At 68.3% G+C, this 17,499-nt stretch carries 15 protein-coding genes; 12 read left to right on the forward strand and 3 right to left on the reverse strand.

The genetic code is table 11. The annotated features are described in order from the left end of the window. Nucleotides 1-8 precede the first annotated feature (8 nt). The 8 genes from AC3WL7_RS11550 (at nt 9) to AC3WL7_RS11585 (ending at nt 8,481) form a co-directional block, all read left to right on the forward strand. Nucleotides 9-1,100, forward strand: a complete 1,092-nt coding sequence (locus tag AC3WL7_RS11550; protein ID WP_492750340.1) for a threonine dehydratase — start codon at nt 9-11, stop codon at nt 1,098-1,100. Continuing rightward, a complete protein-coding gene (locus AC3WL7_RS11555) occupies nt 1,097-2,680 on the forward strand; it encodes a 2-isopropylmalate synthase (RefSeq protein WP_079223156.1) in 1,584 nt (527 codons plus the stop codon). Before AC3WL7_RS11550 ends, AC3WL7_RS11555 begins: the two co-directional genes overlap by 4 nt. Nucleotides 2,681-2,690: 10 nt before the next feature. Beyond that, nucleotides 2,691-3,464 (forward strand): class I SAM-dependent methyltransferase, encoded by a 774-nt coding sequence (locus AC3WL7_RS11560; protein WP_492750341.1) that lies wholly within the window; start codon nt 2,691-2,693, stop codon nt 3,462-3,464. 60 nt (nt 3,465-3,524) lie between these two features. Then, on the forward strand, nt 3,525-4,943 hold the full coding sequence (gene leuC, locus AC3WL7_RS11565; protein WP_079223158.1) for a 3-isopropylmalate dehydratase large subunit: 1,419 nt from the start codon (nt 3,525-3,527) through the stop codon (nt 4,941-4,943). Next, nucleotides 4,943-5,521: a 3-isopropylmalate dehydratase small subunit gene (gene leuD / locus AC3WL7_RS11570; protein ID WP_492750342.1), complete on the forward strand. Its 579-nt coding sequence runs from the start codon at nt 4,943-4,945 to the stop codon at nt 5,519-5,521. Before leuC ends, leuD begins: the two co-directional genes overlap by 1 nt. Beyond that, nucleotides 5,511-6,572 carry a 3-isopropylmalate dehydrogenase gene (gene leuB / locus AC3WL7_RS11575; RefSeq protein ID WP_492750343.1) on the forward strand — a complete coding sequence of 354 codons (1,062 nt, stop codon included), beginning with the start codon at nt 5,511-5,513 and terminating at the stop codon, nt 6,570-6,572. Before leuD ends, leuB begins: the two co-directional genes overlap by 11 nt. 115 nt (nt 6,573-6,687) lie before the next feature. Next, nucleotides 6,688-8,037, forward strand: a complete 1,350-nt coding sequence (gene gdhA / locus AC3WL7_RS11580) for an NADP-specific glutamate dehydrogenase (protein WP_492750344.1) — start codon at nt 6,688-6,690, stop codon at nt 8,035-8,037. A 111-nt stretch (nt 8,038-8,148) separates the two neighbouring features. Beyond that, nucleotides 8,149-8,481 (forward strand): hypothetical protein, encoded by a 333-nt coding sequence (locus tag AC3WL7_RS11585; RefSeq protein WP_492750345.1) that lies wholly within the window; start codon nt 8,149-8,151, stop codon nt 8,479-8,481. 162 nt (nt 8,482-8,643) lie between these two features. Here the strand turns inward: AC3WL7_RS11585 and AC3WL7_RS11590 are convergent, their stop codons facing one another. Then, nucleotides 8,644-11,805: an efflux RND transporter permease subunit gene (locus tag AC3WL7_RS11590; RefSeq protein ID WP_492750346.1), complete on the reverse strand. Its 3,162-nt coding sequence runs from the start codon at nt 11,803-11,805 to the stop codon at nt 8,644-8,646. A gap of 4 nt (nt 11,806-11,809) precedes the next feature. Continuing rightward, nucleotides 11,810-12,940: an efflux RND transporter periplasmic adaptor subunit gene (locus AC3WL7_RS11595; RefSeq protein WP_492750347.1), complete on the reverse strand. Its 1,131-nt coding sequence runs from the start codon at nt 12,938-12,940 to the stop codon at nt 11,810-11,812. A gap of 121 nt (nt 12,941-13,061) precedes the next feature. Between AC3WL7_RS11595 and AC3WL7_RS11600 the strand changes: the two genes are divergently transcribed. The 4 genes from AC3WL7_RS11600 (at nt 13,062) to AC3WL7_RS11615 (ending at nt 16,176) form a co-directional block, all read left to right on the forward strand. Then, nucleotides 13,062-13,739, forward strand: a complete 678-nt coding sequence (locus tag AC3WL7_RS11600; protein WP_079223188.1) for a TetR/AcrR family transcriptional regulator — start codon at nt 13,062-13,064, stop codon at nt 13,737-13,739. A 139-nt stretch (nt 13,740-13,878) separates the two neighbouring features. Further along, on the forward strand, nt 13,879-14,526 hold the full coding sequence (locus AC3WL7_RS11605; RefSeq protein ID WP_079223190.1) for a protein-L-isoaspartate O-methyltransferase family protein: 648 nt from the start codon (nt 13,879-13,881) through the stop codon (nt 14,524-14,526). Between the two features lie 16 nt (nt 14,527-14,542). Further along, nucleotides 14,543-15,901: a TolC family outer membrane protein gene (locus AC3WL7_RS11610; RefSeq protein ID WP_283221607.1), complete on the forward strand. Its 1,359-nt coding sequence runs from the start codon at nt 14,543-14,545 to the stop codon at nt 15,899-15,901. Between the two features lie 83 nt (nt 15,902-15,984). After that, nucleotides 15,985-16,176 (forward strand): hypothetical protein, encoded by a 192-nt coding sequence (locus AC3WL7_RS11615; protein WP_492750348.1) that lies wholly within the window; start codon nt 15,985-15,987, stop codon nt 16,174-16,176. A gap of 47 nt (nt 16,177-16,223) precedes the next feature. Here AC3WL7_RS11615 and AC3WL7_RS11620 read toward each other — a convergent pair whose 3' ends face one another. Beyond that, a complete protein-coding gene (locus tag AC3WL7_RS11620; protein WP_492750349.1) occupies nt 16,224-17,477 on the reverse strand; it encodes an APC family permease in 1,254 nt (417 codons plus the stop codon). Nucleotides 17,478-17,499 lie beyond the last annotated feature (22 nt).

Below are 17,499 nucleotides of genomic sequence, written 5' to 3' on the forward strand. Positions count from 1 at the left end.
GGTGGCCCATGCCGGCCGCTGATGCCAGCAAGGAAAGCGATGTCGGCGACGTAAGCGTCGCCGACGTCCTGGCTGCGCAGGCCCGCCTGCGCCGCTTCCTGCCGCCCACCCCGCTGCACCATGCCGAGCGCTTCGGCACCTGGCTGAAGCTGGAGAACCTGCAGCGCACCGGTTCCTACAAGGTGCGCGGCGCATTGAACGCCCTGCTGGCGGGCCGTGAACGCGGCGACACCCGGCCGGTGATCTGCGCCTCCGCCGGCAACCACGCCCAGGGCGTGGCCTGGGCCGCCTACCGCCTGGACGTGCCGGCCATCACCGTGATGCCGCACGGCGCACCGGCGACCAAGATCGCCGGCGTTGCCCACTGGGGCGCCACCGTGCGCCAGCATGGCCACAGCTACGACGAGGCCTTCGCCTTCGCCGTCGAGCTGGCGCAGCGCCATGGCTACCGCTTCCTGTCCGCCTTCGACGATGCCGACGTGATCGCCGGCCAGGGCACGGTCGGCATCGAGCTGGCGCCGCACGCACCGGACGTGGTGATCGTGCCGATCGGCGGCGGCGGCCTGGCCTCCGGCGTGGCGCTGGCGCTGAAATCGCAGGGCGTGCGCATCATCGGCGCACAGGTCGAGGGCGTCGATTCGATGGCCCGCGCGATCCACGGTGATGTCAACGAGATCGCACCGGTGCCGTCGCTGGCCGACGGCGTGCGGGTGAAGGTGCCGGGATACCTGACCCGCCGCCTGTGCGCCTCGCTGCTGGACGACGTGGTGATCGTGCGCGAGGCCGAGCTGCGCGAGACCCTGGTCCGCCTGGCGCTGGAAGAACACATCATCGCCGAGGGCGCAGGCGCGCTGGCCCTGGCTGCGGGCCGCCGCGTGGCCGGCCGCCGCAAGTGCGCGGTGGTGTCCGGCGGCAACATCGATGCCGGCGTACTGGCCGGCCTGCTCACCGACATCCGCCCCCGGCCGCCGCGCAAACCGCGCCGGCGCCGCAGTGAAACCCCTCGCTCGCCCAGCAAGGCCAGCGCCCCCGCCTCCCCCACCTCTTCCCCTTCCAACCTGAAAGCCGTCGCGCCCGCTGTCGAGGAGATTTCCCTGTGACCACCATCGAACGAATTACCACCCCGCGCATCCGCATCTTCGACACCACCCTGCGTGACGGCGAGCAGTCCCCCGGCTGCAGCATGAGCCCGCCGCAGAAGCTGGTGATGGCGCGTGCGCTGGACGAACTGGGCGTGGACATCATCGAGACCGGCTTCCCGGCCAGCTCGCAGTCCGACCGCGAAGCGATGGCCCTGATCGGCCGTGAGCTGCGCCGCCCCGGCCTGACCCTGGCCGTGCTGTCGCGCTGCCTGCAGGCCGACATCGAAACCTCCGCACGTGCACTGGAAGCCGCAGCCAACCCGCGCCTGCACCTGTTCCTGTCGACCAGCCCGCTGCACCGCGAGCACAAGCTGCGCATGACCCGCGAGCAAGTACTGGAATCGGTACGCAAGCACGTCACCCTGGCCCGCACCTATGTGGACGATGTCGAGTTCTCGGCCGAGGATGCCACCCGTACCGAGCTGGACTATCTGATCGAGGTTTCGCGCGCGGCGATCGCGGCCGGTGCCACCACCATCAACCTGCCCGACACCGTCGGCTTCACCACGCCGGAAGAAATCCGCGCGATGTTCCAGCAGGTCATCGCCGGCGTGGCCGACGTGCCGAACGCGGCCAACGTGATCTTCAGCGCGCACTGCCACAACGACCTGGGCCTGGCCGTGGCCAACTCGCTGGCGGCCGTCGAGGGTGGCGCGCGCCAGGTCGAGTGCACCATCAACGGCATCGGCGAACGCGCCGGCAACTGCTCGCTGGAAGAAATCGCCATGGTGCTGAAGGTGCGCCAGGCCTTCTACGAGCAGGACACCGCGATCAACACCCCGCGCATCGTCGGCACCTCGCAGCTGCTGCAGCGCCTGGTCGGCATGCCGGTCCAGCGCAACAAGGCCATCGTCGGCGCCAACGCCTTCGCCCATGAATCGGGCATCCACCAGCACGGCATGCTGCGCCACCGCGGCACCTACGAAATCATGCGTCCGGAAGACGTGGGCTGGGAAGATTCGCAGATGGTGCTGGGCCGCCACAGTGGCCGCGCCGCCGTCGAATCGCGCCTGCGTGCGCTGGGCTTCTGGCTGGAAGAAGACGAACTGAAGCTGGTCTTCGAGCAGTTCAAGGCGATGTGCGAGCAGCAGCGCGTGGTCACCGATGCCGACCTGCAGACCTTGATGCAGGGCGGCGCCAACAACCAGGGCTACCGCCTGGCCTCGATGACCATCAGCGACGTCGGCAGCCGCGCCAACGCCCTGGTCGAACTGTCCGACCCGGAAGGCAACCGCGTGGCCGAGACCGCACAGGGCGATGGCCCGGTCGACGCCCTGTTCGGCGCGCTGTCCTCGGCCACCGGCGTGCAGCTGCAGCTGGACAGCTACCAGGTGCACAGCGTCGGCATCGGCGCCGATGCACGCGGCGAAGCCAACCTGAGCGTGCGCCACGAAGGCGTGGAGTACGACGGCACCGGCACCAGCAAGGACATCATCGAAGCCTCCGCCCTGGCCTGGCTGGACGTGGCCAACCGCCTGCTGCGCCAGCGCCAGGCGGCTACCAGCAGCACCGAAACCCCGACCGCCGCCACTGCCTGAGGAACCTGACATGAGCGCCTTCGACACCGCCACCACGGCCGCCGGCCAGCAGTGGAACGCGCAGGACTATGCGATCGATGCCGGTTTCGTGCCGCTGCTCGGCGGTGCGGTGTCGCGCCTGCTCGACCCGCGCACCGGTGAACGCATCCTCGACCTGGGCTGTGGCGATGGCGTGCTCAGCACCGAACTGGCCCTGAGCGGTGCCCGCATCCACGGCGTGGATGCCTCGCCGGAACTGGTCAATGCCGCCCGCGCGCGCGGCGTCGATGCGCAGGTGATGGATGGCCACGCGCTGACCTTCAACGCGGAGTTCGATGCGGTGTTCAGCAATGCCGCGCTGCATTGGATGGGCAACCCGGACCGCGTGCTGGAAGGCGTGCGCCGTGCCCTGCGTCCCGGTGGCCGCTTCGTCGCCGAGTTCGGCGGCCATGGCAACGTAGCCACGATCATCGCTGCGGTGCAGGCAGCACGCGTGGCCCACGGCCACGGCGCCAGCGCGTTCCAGTGGTATTTCCCCACCGCCGATGCCTACGCCGACCGCCTGCGCCAGCATGGCTTCCAGGTGCAGCTGATCGAAACCACGCCGCGCCCGACCGCGCTGCCCACCGGCGTCGCCGGCTGGCTGCGGGTGTTCGCCGCGCCTCTGCTGGACGACCTGCCGGCCGCCGCCCGCGCCACGGTGCGCGAAGCGGCTGCGGCCCTGCTCGACGACCTGCCGCGCAACGCAGCCGGGCAGCCGCTGGCCGACTATGTGCGCCTGCGCGTGCTCGCCCGCCGTCGCTGACTTGACCGTTCCGCTTTCTTTATTGATGTTCGTTCTTTCGTACTTCTGCCAGGCATACGCATGACTTCCGCACCCCGCACCCTGTACGACAAACTGTGGGACGCCCACGTGGTGGTTCCCGAATCCGACAGCGCCCCCGCCGTGCTGTACATCGACCTGCACCTGATCCACGAGGTCACCTCGCCGCAGGCCTTCACCGAGCTGCGTTCGCGCGGCCTGGCGCCGCGCCGCCCGGATCGCACCAAGGCAACGATGGACCATTCCACCCCGACCCTGCCGGCCGGTGCCGACGGCAAGCTGCCCTACGCCAGCGCCGCCTCCGAAGCGCAGGTCGCCACCCTGGCGCGCAACTGCGCCGAGTACGGCATCGAACTGTTCGACATGGCCTCGGACAACCGCGGCATCGTCCACGTCATCGCCCCGGAGCAGGGATTCACCCAGCCCGGCATGACCATCGTCTGCGGTGACAGCCACACCTCCACCCACGGTGCGTTCGGTTCGCTGGCCTTCGGCATCGGCACCAGCGAAGTCGGCCACGTGCTGGCCACCCAGTGCCTGCTGCAGCGCAAAGCGAAAACCTTCGCGATCACCGTTGATGGCCCGCTGGCGCCCGGCGTCGGCGCCAAGGACGTGGTCCTGCACATCATCGGCGTGATCGGCGTCAACGGTGGCACCGGCCACGTCATCGAATTCCGCGGCAGCACCATCGAAGCGATGGACATGGAACAGCGCATGACCCTGTGCAACATGTCGATCGAAGCCGGTGCGCGTGCCGGCATGGTCGCCCCGGACCAGGTCACGTTCGACTTCGTGGCCGCTACCCCGCGCGGCCCCAAGGGCGCCGACTTCGACGCCGCGGTGGCCCGCTGGCAGCAGCTGCGCAGTGATGAAGGCGCACGCTTCGACAGCGAAGTGCGCATCGATGCCGCCGACATCCGCCCGACCCTGACCTGGGGCACGCACCCGGGCACCGCCATCGCCGTGGACACGCCCATTCCCGCAGCCAACGATGCCGCCGCACAGAAGGGCCTGGACTACATGCACTTCCAGGCCGGCAAGGCCCTGGCCGGGACCCCGGTGGACGTGGTGTTCGTCGGCTCGTGCACCAACGGCCGCCTGAGCGACATGCGCGAAGTGGCGCAGGTGCTGCGTGGCCGCCACGTCGCCGAGGGCGTGCGCATGCTGGTGGTGCCGGGCTCGGAAATCGTCAAGCGCCAGGCCGAGGCCGAAGGCATCCATGAGATCGTGCGCGCGGCCGGTGCCGAATGGCGCGAGCCGGGCTGCTCGATGTGCATCGCCATGAACGGTGACCTGGTCGCCCCCGGCCAGCTGGCCGTGAGCACCAGCAACCGCAACTTCGAGGGCCGCCAGGGCCCCGGGTCGCGCACCCTGCTGGCCTCGCCGATGAGTGCGGCGTGGGCGGCGGTGAAGGGCCAGGTGGCCGACACCCGCGAACTGTTCGCACAGGAGGTGGCGTGATGGCCGGTTTCCGTACCCTGACCTCGTCCAGCGTGGTGCTGGCGCAGACCAACATCGACACCGACCAGATCATTCCGGCGCGGTTCCTGTCCACCACCGAACGTGCCGGGCTGGGCCGCAACGCGTTCAATGACTGGCGCTGGCAGGCCGACGGCTCGCCGGTGCCCGGCTTCGCCTTCAACCAGCCGCACAACGCTGGCCGCAGCATCCTGCTGGCCGGCCGCAACTTCGGCTGTGGCTCCTCGCGCGAACACGCGCCGTGGGCGCTGACCGACCTGGGCCTGCGTGCCATCGTCAGCAGCGAGATCGCCGACATCTTCCGCGGCAACGCGCTGAAGAACGGCCTGCTGCCGATCGTGCTGGACGAGGCTGACGTGCAGGCGCTGATGCAGCGCCCGGACGATGAACTGACCATCGACGTCGCCGCGCGCGAGCTGCGCACGCCCGACGGCCGCGTCTATTCCTTCCCGCTGGACGGCTTCTCGCAGACCTGCCTGCTAGAAGGCGTGGACCAGTTGGGGTATCTGTTGGGCCGTGTCCCTGAAATCGAACGTTACGAGAGTGAGCATGCACGCTGAAATTGTTGTCCTGCCCGGTGATGGCATCGGCCCGGAAGTGGCCGCCGCTGCGGTTGCCGTCCTGAAGGCCGTCGCCGAACGCTTCAACCACAGCTTCTCCTTCAGTGAGCACGACATCGGTGGCATCGCCATCGACCGCCATGGCGAACCGCTGCCGGCCACTACCCTGGCCGCCTGCCAGGCCGCCAACGCGGTGCTGCTGGGCGCGGTAGGTGGCCCGAAGTGGTCCGACCCGAACGCCAAGGTGCGTCCGGAACAGGGCCTGCTGGCGATCCGCAAGGCGTTGGGCCTGTACGCCAACCTGCGCCCGGTGCGCACCCATGAAGCCGCGCTGCACGCCTCGCCGATCAAGGCCGAGCTGCTGCAGGGCGTGGACTTCGTGGTGGTGCGCGAGCTGACCGGCGGCATCTACTTCGGCGACAAGACCCGCGACGCCGACAGTGCCAGCGACCTGTGCCGCTATACCGTGGCCGAGATCGAGCGCGTGCTGCGCAGCGCCTTCCGCCTGGCCCAGCAGCGCCGCGGCAAGGTCACTTCTGTGGACAAGGCCAACGTGCTGGAGACCTCGCGCCTGTGGCGTGACATGGCCGCGCGCATCGGCCGCGAGGAGTTCCCGGACGTGGCGCTGGAACACCAGCTGGTCGACTCGATGGCCATGCACCTGCTGGCCAAGCCGCGCGAGTACGATGTGATCGTCACCGAGAACATGTTCGGCGACATCCTCACCGACGAAGCCTCGATGCTGGCCGGTTCGCTGGGCCTGCTGCCGTCGGCTTCGCTGGGCGAGCCGGGCGCGGTGGGCATCTACGAACCCATCCACGGATCGGCACCGGACATCGCCGGCAAGGGCATCGCCAATCCCTACGCGACGATCTTCAGCGCCGCCATGCTGCTGCGCCACTCGCTGGGCCTGGACGCCGAAGCCGCTGCGGTGGAAGCCGCCGTGCATGCGGTGCTGGATGACAGCGTGTTCACCGCCGACCTCGCGGCCAAGGGCCAGGCGGTCAGCACCGCTGCCGCCACCGACGCGGTGCTCGCCAAGCTGAAGTGATGTCTGGAGTAGCCACCCATGGGGTGGCTCTACTGTAGAGCCGAGCCATGCTCGGCTGATGCAACCTTCATGCCGACCGCGCAGCCGCCGCCCCGCACAGGCCTCAATCCAAGGAATGTCTTTGAAGCATCGTTCCCCCGACGAGTTCCTCGCCGACGTTGCCCGCCGTGACCCGCACCAGCCCGAGTTCCTGCAGGCGGTGAAGGAAGTGGTCCACAGCCTGTGGCCGTTCCTGCAGGACAATCCGCGCTACCTGCAGCAGGGCCTGCTGGAACGCCTGGTCGAGCCGGAGCGGCTGATCCAGTTCCGCGTGGCCTGGAGCGATGACGCCGGCCAGGCCCATGTGAACCGCGCCTGGCGCGTGCAGCACAGCTCGGCCATCGGCCCGTTCAAGGGCGGCATGCGTTTCCACCCGTCGGTGAATCTGTCGATCCTGAAGTTCCTGGCCTTCGAACAGACCTTCAAGAACGCGTTGACCACGCTGCCGATGGGCGGCGGCAAGGGCGGCTCGGACTTCGACCCCAAGGGCCGCAGCGATGCCGAAGTGATGCGCTTCTGCCAGGCGCTGATGCTGGAACTGCATCGCCACCTGGGCCCGGACACCGACGTACCCGCCGGCGACATCGGCGTGGGTGCGCGTGAGGTCGGCTACATGGCCGGCATGATGAAGAAGCTGAGCAACGAGGCCGCCTGCGTGTTCACCGGCAAGGGCCTGTCCTATGGCGGCAGCCTGATGCGCCCGGAGGCGACCGGCTACGGCACGGTCTACTTCGTCGAACAGATGCTGCACCACGCCCGCCGCGAAACCCACGGCGCACGCGTGCTGGTATCCGGCTCCGGCAACGTGGCCCAGTACGCCGCCCTGAAGGCGACCGAGCTGGGCGCGAAGGTGCTGACCTTCTCCGATTCGGGCGGCACGCTGTACGCGCGCGACGGCTTCGACGAGCAGGCCCTGCAGGAGCTGATGGCACTGAAGAACGAGCGCCGCGGCCGCCTGCAGGAACTGGCCGCTGATACCCGCTTCGAGTTCCTCGCCGGCAAGCGCCCCTGGCATGTGCCGGCCGACATCGCCCTGCCCTGCGCCACCCAGAACGAGCTGGATGAGGACGACGCCCGCACGCTCGTGCACAACGGCGTGCAGTGCGTGGCCGAGGGCGCCAACATGCCCTCCACGCTGGAAGCGGTGGACGTGTTCCTGAAGGCCGGCACGCTGTACGCACCGGGCAAGGCCAGCAATGCCGGTGGTGTGGCGACGTCGGGCCTGGAGATGAGCCAGAACGCGCAGCGGCTGTCCTGGCACCACGCCGACGTGGACGAGCGCCTGCACGCGATCATGAAGGACATCCACGCCAGCTGCGTGCGCCACGGCAAGCGCGCGGACGGCAGCGTCAACTATGTGGACGGCGCCAACATCGCCGGCTTCGTGAAGGTCGCCGACGCGATGCTCGCGCAGGGGTTGTATTGACCCCTGCCGGTGCAGCCACCCATGGGGTGGCTCTACTGTAGATCCACGCCATGCGTGGATGATGCATGATGCCGGAACTGGATCCATCCTCTGTTGCCAAGGAACCCGGCCGTGCTCACTCCCGATCTGTTGACCGGCATTGCAGGAAGTCTCGGCCTCCTGCTCTGCGCCATTGCCGCCTGGATGCTGCACCGCCGGGTGCGTACGCGCAGCAGCGCAGCATTCGCGTGGCTGAGCACGGCGATGTGTGTGTGGCCGTTCATGGCCTCGCCAGCCTTTGCGGTGGTGGTCTATTACGCCGGCAACCCACTGCCCCAGGCGTGGGCAAATGCACTGGGTCTGGCCATTGATGTGTTCATTCCCATGCTGCTGACCGTTACGACCGCCGTGTTGTTCCTGCTGGCAGTGCGGGGTATCGCGTACCGGAACTCACCCGCGCCTTGAATCATCCACCCCACGGGGTGGCTCTACTGACGAACGACGCCCAGTAGATCCACGCCATGCGTGGATGAGGTCGGATCCTTTCCACAGGAAAGGCTCCGACCCCGCCAACCGCAGTCGAGCATGGCTCGACTCTACAGGGGTCGGGATCCGACCCCGGCATCGTCACTTCCCCGCTTCATCCGGCTTGACCCGGAACCACGCGGCATACAGCGCCGGCAGGAACACCAGGGTCAGCACGGTACCGACAATCAGGCCACCCATGATCGAGATCGCCATCGAGCCATAGAACGCGCTGCGTGACAGCGGGATCATCGCCAGCACCGCTGCCAGTGCGGTCAGCACGATCGGGCGGAAACGCCGCACCGTGGCGTCGATGATCGAATGCCAGCGGTCATGCCCGGCATCGATGTCCTGCTGGATCTGGTCGATCAGGATCACCGAGTTGCGCATGATCATGCCGGCCAGCGCGATCGTGCCCAGCAGCGCCACGAAGCCGAACGGCGCGCGGAACAGCAGCAGGAACAGGGTCGCACCGATGATGCCCAGCGGCGCGGTCACCAGCACCATCGCCGCCCGCGAGAAGCTGCGCAGCTGCAGCATCAGCAGGGTCGCCACCACGATCAGGAACAGCGGCATGCCGGCCTTGATCGAATCCTGGCCACGTGCCGAATCCTCCACCGTGCCGCCGGTTTCCAGCAGGTAGCCACTGGGCAGCTGCGTACGGATGCCATCCAGCGTCGGCAGGATCTGCTGCACCACGTCCAGCGGCTGCATGCCATCGCCAATGTCGGCACGCACGGTCACCGTCGGCAGGCGGTTGCGGTGCCAGATGATGCCGTCCTCGAAGCCATACTCCATCGTGGCCACCTGGGACAGCGTGATGCTGCCACCGTTGGCGGTGGGCATGGCCAGGCTGGACAGCAGCTCCAGCTGGTCACGCTCGTCGGCCGGGCCGCGCAACAGCATCTCGATCTGGCGGTTGCCTTCGCGGTACACGCTCACCGACTGCCCGGCCAGCGAACTGGCCAGGAACTGGCTGACCTGCGCACTGCTCACGCCCAGCGCGCGTGCACGCTCCTGGTCGATCACCAGGCGCACCACCTTGCTCGGCTCGCTCCAGTCCAGGTTGACGTTGATGACGTGCGGGTTCTCGCGCACCTTGGCCTCGACCTGGCGCGCGATGGCCTGCACCTGCTCGATGTGCTCGCCGGACACGCGCATCTGCACCGGGTAGCCCACCGGCGGGCCGTTTTCCAGGCGGGTCACGCGCATCTGCACGTCCGGGAACTGTGGAATGACCTCCTTCATCAGCCAGTCGCGCGCGGTTTCGCGGGCGTGGGTGTCCTTGGCCAGCACCACGAACTGGGCGAAGTTGGTCGCCGGCAGCTGCTGGTCCAGCGGCAGGTAGAAGCGCGGCGAGCCGGTGCCCACATAGGACACGTAGTTGGCGATGTCCTCGCGGCCGTGCAGCAGCTTTTCCAGCTTCTCCGCCTGGGCCTGGGTCGAGCGCAGCGAGGCACCTTCGGCCAGTTCGATGTCGACCATCAGTTCCGGCCGGGTCGAATCGGGGAAGAACTGCTGCGGCACGAAGCGGAACATCATCAGCGAGAACACGAACAGGCCGATGGTCGCGGCAATCACCCACCAGCGATGGCGCAGGCACGCATCGAGGAAGCGGCGGAAGCGCTGGTAGAACGGCCGCTGGTACGGATCGTGGTCATGGCCGTGCTCGGCCGGGCGCAACAGGTTGGCCAGCGCCGGGTAGCGGTCGGCCCACTGCCGGCGCCGGGCCAGCCAGCGCGCGGACAGGCTGCCCGGCTTCGGCGGCTGCGGGTTGAACAGGTCCGGCAGCATCTTGTCGCCCAGGTACGGGATGAACAGCACCGCAGCGATCCACGACACCACCAGCGCGATGGTCACCACCTGGAACAGCGAACGGGTGTACTCGCCCGTGCTCGACGCCGCCGTGGCGATCGGCAGGAAGCCGGCCGCAGTGATCAGGGTACCGGTCAGCATCGGGAACGCGGTCGATTCCCAGGCGAAGCTGGCCGCGCGCAGGCGGTCAAAGCCCTGCTCCATCTTGGTGGCCATCATCTCCACCGCGATGATCGCATCGTCCACCAGCAGGCCCAGGGCCAGCACCAGCGCGCCCAGCGAGATCTTGTGCAGGCCGATGCCGAAGTAGTGCATGACGAAGAAGGTCATCGCCAGCACCAGCGGAATGGTCACGCCCACCACCAGGCCGGTACGCAGGCCCAGCGAGAAGAAGCTGACCAGCAGCACGATCACCACCGCTTCGGTCAGCACCTGCACGAACTCGCCGACGGATTCTTCCACCGCCTGCGGCTGGTCGGACACCTTGCGCAGCTGCATGCCGGTGGGCAGGGTCTTCTGCAGGCGCTCGAACTCCGCATCCAGGTTCGCACCCAGCTTGAGGATGTCACCACCGTCCTTCATCGCCACGGCCAGGCCGATGGCTTCCTCACCCATGAAGCGCATCTTCGGCGAGGCCGGATCGGCGAAGCCACGCTTGACCTCGGCGATGTCGCCCAGGTGCACGGTCCGTTCGCCGGCACGCACCGGGAACTGGCGGATCGCCTCGATGCTGTCGAACTGGCCGGTCACGCGCAGCTGCACGCGGTCGGTCGGCGTTTCAAAGAAGCTGGTGCCGGCAATCGCGTTCTGGTCGGCCAGCGCCTGCTGCACCTGCTGCATCGACAGGCCCAGCGTGGCCAGGCGGGTGTTGGACAGCTCGATCCACACCTTCTCGTCCTGCAGGCCGACCAGGTCGATCTTGCCGACGTCGGGCACGCGCTGCAGCTCCAGCTGGATGCGGTCGGCGTAATCGCGCATCACCGCATAGTCGAAGCCCTTGCCGGTGAGGGCATAGATGTTGCCGTAGGTATCACCGAACTCATCGTTGTAGAACGGGCCGACGATCTCGCGGGGCAGCGTCGCGCGGATGTCGCCCACGCGCTTGCGCACCTGGTACCACAGGTCCGGGATCTGCTTGGAGCGCAGGCTGTCGCGCGCCATGAAGATCACCTGCGATTCGCCCGGACGCGAGTACGAGCGGATGAACTCGTATTCGCCGGTGTTCATCAGCGCCTTCTCGATCGGCTCGGTCACCTGGCGCGACACCTGCTCGGCGGTGGCACCGGGCCACTGCGTGCGGATCACCATCGCCTTGAAGGTGAACGGCGGATCTTCGGACTGGCCCAGGTGCTTGTACGACCATGCGCCGATCACCGCGAAGGCGAGCATGGCAAACAGCACCAGCGGGCGATTGGCCAGCGCCCACTCGGAAAGATTGAAGCGGCGCACCGGCTTACTCCTTGGCCTTCGGCGCAGCGGCCGGCGTGGCCGGCTTCAGCACCGGGCGGTTCTGCCGGTCCACGGCGGTCACCGGCTGGCCGGCGCGCAGCAGGTGGCCACCGGCGGCCACCACCCAGTCACCGGCACCGACGCCGGACAGCACTGGCACGCTGTCGCTGCCATAGGCACCGGTGGTGACGGCCACCTGCTTCAAGGTGCTGTTGGACGGGTCCACCACCCAGACGCTGGAAGCGCCGTTGGCACCGCGCTGCAGGGCGGCCAGTGGCAGCTGCAGCGTGCCCGAGCGGCCGGCGCTGCTGAACACCCGCGCGCTCTGCCCCAGTTCGACATCGGCCAGCGCGTCGGCGGCCAGGCTGACCCGGGTGGCATAGGTGCGGGCCTGCGGATCGGCTGCCGCGGCAATCTCGCGGATCGTGCCCGGCAGGCGCTGGCCCGGGCGGTTCCACAGTTCCACCTGCACCGGCTGGCCCACGGCGTAATCGCGGAAGGTCGCTTCGGGCAGATCGATCAGCACTTCGCGGGCACCATCGGCGGCCAGGTTGAAGATGGTCTGGCCGGCCGATACCACCTGTCCGGCCTCAGCCTCGCGGCTGGCGATCACGCCGTCGGCCGGCGCGCGCAGCTGGGCGTAGCCGGCCTGGTTGCGCAGCACATCGAGGTTGGCACGGGCCGCGTTGGCCTGGCCCTGCGCTGCCTTGAACGCAGCACTCTGCTGGTCCAGCTGCGAGCGGCTCACCAGTTGCTGGTCGGCCAGCACCTGGTAGCGCTTGAGGTCATCGCGGGTACGCGCAAGGTCGGCTTCGGCCGCGGCCAGCTGCGCCTGCGAGGCGCGCGCCTGCAGCGCGAAGTCGGCCACGTCCAGCTCGGCCAGCACGTCGCCCTGCTTCACCCGCTGGCCGGCATCGACGTGGCGCTTGACCAGGTTGCCGCCCACGCGGAAGGACAGCGGGCTTTCCTGGCGTGCACGGATCGTGCCCGGGAATGACGCCGTGCCCTGCCCGGCCTGCTCGCCCGGATGCACCACCAGCACCGGCACCGCCGCCTGCGGCGCCTGCTCCGGCCCCGAACAGGCGGCCAGCGCCACCACCCACACCATACCGCCCAGCCAGCGCACGCTCTTCATCGGTCAACGTCCTGAAAACGCAGGGTTCAAACGCGGGGGAGCCGGCACGAGCGCAGGCCCCAATTTAGTAAACTGGCCGGTATAGTATAAATATCGAACCGGTTGGTCTAGTATTACGCGAATGAGTTCTCCCACTTCCCGCAAAGCGTCGGCCAAGCCTGCTGCCAAGGCCGCCGGACCCGGGCGTCCGAAGGACCTCGGCAAGCGCGCGGCGATCCTTGAAGCAGCCAAGACCCTGTTCGTCGAGCAGGGCTATACCGGCGTGAGCATGGACAGCATCGCCGCCCAGGCGGGTGTGTCGAAGCTGACCGTTTACAGCCATTTTGGCGATAAAGAGACGCTTTTCACCGAAGCTGTGCAGTCCAAGTGCATGGAGATGCTGCCGGACGCGCTGTTCGTGGCCGATGCCGAAGGCCCGCTGCGCGACCAGTTGCTGGGCATCGGTCAGGCCTTCTTCGAAATGATCACCTCCGACGCGGCGATCTCGGTGCAGCGGGTGATGATGGCCCCGGAAACCGACGAACGGCTGCGCGAACTGTTCTGGCAGGCTGGTCCGGAGCGCACCTGCGAGGCGCTGGCCGATTTCCTGCGTTCGCGCACCGCGCGCGGCGAGCTGGAAATCCCCGATTGCCGGCTGGCGGGCCAGCAGTTCCTGACCCTCATCAAGGGCGAAGTGCATATGAACCGGATGTGCGGCATGCCGCTGTCACCGGGGCAGTGCGATGCTTCCAGCCACGTGCCCGACAGCGTCGATTTCTTCCTGCGCGCCTATGCGCCGCGAGGGCCTGGAAGCGCCTGAAGCACCAAACTGAACGAACCGGAGGTCGCGATGACTTCCGGCACTGCGACCCCGGCCGCCCGAAAGCTGATGCTCTGGGCGCGCCGCCGGCCTCCGGCACCGGTAAAATGGCCGGCCCACTGCGCTGGATTTGAACCTCATGACGATTGATTACGCCCACGCCCGCGAACTGATGGTGGAACAGCAGATCCGTCCCTGGGACGTGCTGGACATCAAGGTGCTCGACGTCCTCGCCCGCCTGCCGCGCGAGGCCTTTGTCGCCGACGCGCACCGGGCGCTGGCCTATGCCGACGTTGAACTGCCGATCGGCAATGGCCAGAAGATGATGAAGCCGGTCATCGAGGGCCGTACCCTGCAGGCACTGGATCTGCAGCCGGGTGACGAAGTGCTGGAGATCGGCACCGGCAGCGGCTTCCTGGCTGCCTGCATCGGCGCGCTGGCGCGCGACGTGCTGAGCCTGGAAATCGACCCGGAACTGGCCGCCGCCGCGCGCGCCCGCCTGGACGCTTCCGGCCTGGGCACCAACGTCCGCGTCGAAGTGGCCGATGCGCTGGCCTGGCAGACCGAACGCCGTTTTGACGTGATCTGTGTCACTGGCGCGGTTGACGTCGTACCGTCACAGTTCGCCTCGTGGCTGCGTCCGGGCGGTCGCCTGTTCGTGATCCATGGCCGCTCGCCGGCGATGGAAGCCCTGCTGGTCAAGGCCGATGGCAGCACCGAATCGCTGTTTGAAACCGATATCGATTACCTGCGTGGTGCCGCCCCGGCCCCCCAGTTCCACCTCTGAGTCCAAGGAAGCCGCAATGATCCGCCGATCCCTCGCTGTTGCGCTGGCCACTGCCCTGCTGCCGTTGTCCGCCCATGCCGCCGACCTGCTGCAGGTCTACGAAATGGCACGCAATGGCGATCCGCAACTGTCGGCCGCCGAATCGACCCGGCTGTACGACAAGGAAGGCGCCGTGCAGGCGCGTGCCGCGCTGCTGCCGCAGATCAACGGCACGGCCTCGCTGAACCGTTCGCGTAGCGAAGCCAATGCCGATGCCAACTCCGGTTCGGTCACCAGCAAGCGCCGCAACTACACGATCGATGGCAGCCAGACGCTGTTCAACTGGACGCAGATCAGCAACCTGCGCTCGCAGCGCGAGCTGAGCAAGGCGGCGGATTTCACCCTCGATTCGGCCAACGACAGCCTGATCGTGCGCACCTCGGCGGCCTACTTCAACGTGCTGGTGGCGATCGAATCGCTGAACGCCGCACAGACCAATGAAGCGGCCGCGAAGAAGCAGTTCGACTTCGCCGACAAGCGCCTGGAAGTGGGCCTGGCGCCGATCACCGACGTGCACGAAGCGCGTGCCCAGTACGACCAGGCACGCGCCAACACCATCGTTGCGCAGAACACCCTGGCCGACAACTACCAGGCCCTGACCGAACTGACCGGCCAGCCGGTGATGAACCTGAAGGGCCTGCCGGCCGACTTCCGTCCGGAAGTGCCGGCCAACCGCGGCAACATCAGTGAACTGGTGCAGCAGGCGACCAGCCAGAACCCGGCACTGAAGGCGCAGGAACTGAAGGTCAGCGCGGCTGAAGCCGGCGTGCAGGCGGCCCGTGGCGGCCACTACCCGACCCTGTCGCTGGGCGGCAGCTGGGGCAAGAGCGCGACCTGGGGCGACAGCACCGGTGCCGGCTCCCTGTCCCCGGATGCACGCACCAACAGCATCGGCCTGACCCTGAGCGTGCCGATCTTCTCCGGTGGTGCCACCCAGTCCGGCGTGCGCCAGGCGCTGGCCCAGCGTGACATCGCCCAGGACGGTTACGAGCAGCAGAAGCGTGCGCTGGACCGCAACACCCGCAATGCCTACCAGACCCTGGTGCAGGGCATCAGCGAAGTGGAAGCCCGCCGCCTGGCGGTGGTCTCGGCACAGAGCGCGTATGACGCATCGCAGGTCGGCCTGGAAGTGGGTACCCGCACCGTGCTGGACGTGATCCAGAACCAGCGCATCCTGTTCTCGGCGCAGCTGGACTACGCCAACGCCCGCTACACCTTCCTGCAGAACCGCCTGCTGCTGAGCCAGTCGCTGGGTGCGCTGGATGTGGCGGAACTGCAGGACATCAACCGCCTGCTGACCCAGGATGCCGGCAACCCGGCGACGACCACGAACTGAGCCGTCGCCTTCCGGTAGAACGAAGAAGCCACCCGCAAGGGTGGCTTTTTTGTGGGCGCGGGTCGCGAGATGTGCATCCACGCATGGCGTGGATCTACCGGGTGCGCGTGCATCCACGCATGGCGTGGATCTACCGGCTGCGCGTGCATCCACGCATGGCGTGGATCTACCGGGTGCGCGTGCATCCACGCATGACGTGGATCCACCGGCTGCGCGTGCATCCACGCATGGCTTGGATCTACCGGGTGCGTGCATCCACTGGAGGGAGGCGTTGATTGCAGTAGAGCCACGCCATGCGTGGCTGCCGTGCGCGATCCCGTGCCTACCCCAGCCAAGGCAGGATCTGCCGGGCCAGCGGCGCCAGGCACAACAACGCCGCCAACGGCGCCAGCAGGCGGATCATCGCCACGCGACGCGGTGGCACCTGTGGGTACGGGCGCAGCAGGCCCAGGCACAGCACCGCCAGCACCGGCAGCGCGCCGAAGCCCGGTGGCAGTACCTCGCGCTCAGGCAGCCACGGCACCAGCAGCATGGCCAGCGCCGCCACCCCGAAGGCCAGCGTCACCCGGCCCGGGTCGCGATCATCAGGGCCGCCGCCCGATCGCCGCCACAGCGCCGGCAGCAGGTCCATCATCATCAGCAGCACCACCACCTGCAGCGCCACCAGCCCGGCCCAGCCCGCCAGCGGCAGCAGCGGCAACATCCATTGCAGGTGCGGCACGCCCTGCACGGCCACCGACAGTGGCCGCGTGCTGTCCAGCGCGGCGAACTGCACCAGGCCCGACTGCAGCGCCGCCAGGCCCATCAGCATCAGCATCGCGACCAGGACCGCGCCACCGCCCACCCGGGTCAGCTGCCGATGGGGCTGTTGCACCCGCGGGGCCATGCCCAGCAGCAGCCCGGCGCTGGCAAACACCCCCAGCAGGGGCACGGCCGCGGCCACCACGCCGCCCAGCCCGAACCGCTGCGGCCCGGTCGATGACGGCATCCACGGCACCCAGTTGCCGTAGTGCACGTAGCGTGCGGCCAGCAGGACCAGCAGCAGGCCCACGCCCAACTTCACGCTCAGCAGCACACAGGCCAGCCATACCGCCCGGCGCGGGCGCAGCATGGCCGCCACGCCCACCGGCAACAGCCCCAGCGCCGCTGCCAGCGGCATCGGCAACCAGCGCTGCGGCGGCTGGCCCAGCGCACTGACGGTCGCGTACAGGTGGTGGGCACCCGACTGCGCGGCGCCGGCCAGGGTGGCCAGCAGATCCAGCAGCAGCAGGCCCAGCAGGACGGCTGCAGGCCGTGGCCCGCACACGTCCAGCAGCGCTGCCGGCAGCCCGGCCCCACCAGGCATGCGGCGCATCACTTCGCGCAGGCAGAACAGCAGCGGCGCCGTACCTGCGGCGGCCAGCAGCAGGCTCAGGACGATGGCCGGCCCTGCCCGTGCCGCGGTGTTCTGCCCGACCAGCGCGATCACGCTGCCACCGATCAGCAGGGTCAGCGCCAGCACCAGCAGGTGGTCGCTGCCCAACCGGCCGAATGCCGCGCGCCCGCTGCCTGGATCGGCACCGCTGTCGTCCTTCATCACAAGCTCCCTTGATGCCGCC

Source organism: Stenotrophomonas sp. FW305-3-2-15-E-LB1 (assembly GCF_058787375.1).